We start from the raw sequence: 2,241 nt of genomic DNA, 5'->3' as shown, positions 1-2,241 counted from the left end.
AATAATTGCCGCCCGATGCGTTCGCGGTGCTCGACCCGCCGTTGCCGCCGCCGCCGCCGACCGACTGCGCGAACACGCCATTCGACAGGTCGCCGGTGGTCGCGATGCGTGCCGCGTTTTTCGACCAGCACCCGGCCGCCATGGCCGCCCGCGCCGCCGCTGCCGCCGATGCTGAGCGAAGCGCCAGCGCCATTGTCGGCCTTCTCGTCCGAAGCGGGCGGGCCGGAGGTCGCGAGCTGCGCTGCGGTCGATACCGATGCGCCGGTGTTGGTCTGCTGAGCAAAGCCGCTGCCGCYGTAGGATGCCGCACCGCCATTGMGMSCGCCATGSCATMYTYGYYGSTCGACGCGMTGGCATCGGACCRGCCGCCATTGCCGCCGCCGCCGCCGACCGATTGCGCGTAGATTGCCGACGCGGCGTTGCCGTAGGTGGTGATCGAGCCCGAATTGGGCATCGCGATCGAGGCCACGCCGGCCAGCGGCTTGTCGGTGCGGCCTGCCGCATAGCCGGATGTCACATAATCCCTCGCGGCAGCGGTCAGGTCATCGCCGAACTTTGCGTTCACGTCGGAATAGTTCGCCAGATATTGGCGGACGTTGAAGCCGTTCGAGTTTCGGCCCTCACGGATGCTGCTGGTGAGGAAATGCTCGAATCCATAGGTCGGATTGTCGCCGATATTGCGGACCAGGTCGCTCCACGACGCGATATATTCATACGGGTTGAAATTGACCGCGACGGTGCCGCCATTGCCGCCCACGCCGCCGCCACCGCCCACCGAGACGGCGACCGATCCGGTGCCCGAAATCGAGTTGGCATAGGCCGAACCGCCATTGCCGCCGCTGCCGCCGACCGATTGCGCCAGGATGCCGATCGACTGATCGCCGCTGCCGATGCTGCCCGGCGTCACCGCTGCGCCGGTGGTGATGTTGCCGAACTGGTTGACCGTGACGCTGCCTGCATCGCCGCCCGCAGCGCCCGCGCCGCCGATCGCGACCGAGGCCGAAAGCGACGTGTTCTTGCTGTTGCCGCCGCCCGCAGTGACGCTGAAGGCCGCGGCATTGCCGCCATTGCCGCCACCGCCGCCGATCGACTGGGCGATGATCCCGATCGAGGACAGGCCCGATGTGACGATTTCGCCGGTGCTTTGGACGGCGACTGCCTTGGCGATCTGACCCGTGCCGCCATTGCCGCCGGTCGCGCCCGCTGCGCCGACCGACAGCGGAACACGCGGAAAGCCCGTGGCGATTGCGCCGGACAGCGCCGACCCGCCATTGCCGCCGCTGCCGCCGATCGATTGCGCCAGAATGCCGGTGGAAAGGTCGCCCCTGGTGACGATCCGGCCGTTGCTGATGAGGTCGACGGTTCCGGCAGCACTGCCGTTGCCGCCCGCACCGCCAACCGAAATCGCGGGCGCGACAACAGCCGCCCCGGCCAGCGCGGCACTGAACCCGCCGCTGCCGCCATTGCCGCCGATCGATTGCGCCAGCAGGCCGACCGACAGCGATCCATTGGTCGTGACCGACTGGTCCGAAATCAGCTTGACGTTCCCGGCACGCCCGCCTGCGCCGCCCGATCCGCCAAGCGAAACCGACACCGCACTCAGCGCGCCAATCGCGCCGGAGAACGCCCATCCGCCATTGCCGCCATTGCCGCCGATCGACTGGGCGACCGCACCGTTGGACTGGTTGCCAGTGGTGATGACCGCGCGGTTGCGATCGGCCAGCGACAGCATGACATCGCCCGCAAAGCCGCCAACGCCGCCATCGCCGCCGATTGCGGCGCTCAGGCCCAAGGTGCCGCCAAAGCCGCCGGCGATCGCGAAGCCGCCATTGCCGCCATGCCCGCCAAGGCTTTGCGCCACGACGGCCGAGGACATGTCGCCGGTGATCGTCGTATTGCCGAACTGCGCAACGGTGACGGCGCTCGCACGCCCGCCAAAGCCGCCATTGCCGCCCAGCGAAAGCGACCCCGAAACGCCAGGGCTATAGCCGCCCGCAATGGCGAAGCCGCCGCTGCCGCCCGAACCACCGATCGATTGCGCCAGGATGCCGCCGGCATTGCCGGTCGTCGCGGCCTTCGTCGTGATGTCCCCCGAACTCCAGACATTGACGGTGCCGGCACCGCCGCCGATGCCGCCCGAACCGCCAAGCCCGATGCTGGCGGCCAGCGTGCCGCCATAGCTGCCCGCCACCGCAAAGCCGCCGCTGCCACCGCCGCCGCCGATCGACTGCGCCTGCAATG

The 2,241-nt window shown here is 69.1% G+C and carries 1 pseudogene; it reads right to left on the bottom strand.

The features are described from left to right. Window positions 1-2,241: pseudogene (locus BF95_RS28030) on the bottom strand (hypothetical protein); the annotation flags it as partial.

Source organism: Sphingobium sp. Ant17 (assembly GCF_000588875.1).
Classification (GTDB): domain Bacteria; phylum Pseudomonadota; class Alphaproteobacteria; order Sphingomonadales; family Sphingomonadaceae; genus Sphingobium.
The sequence above is the reverse complement of the archived record's forward strand: the minus strand, read 5'-3'. Positions and strand labels throughout refer to the sequence as shown.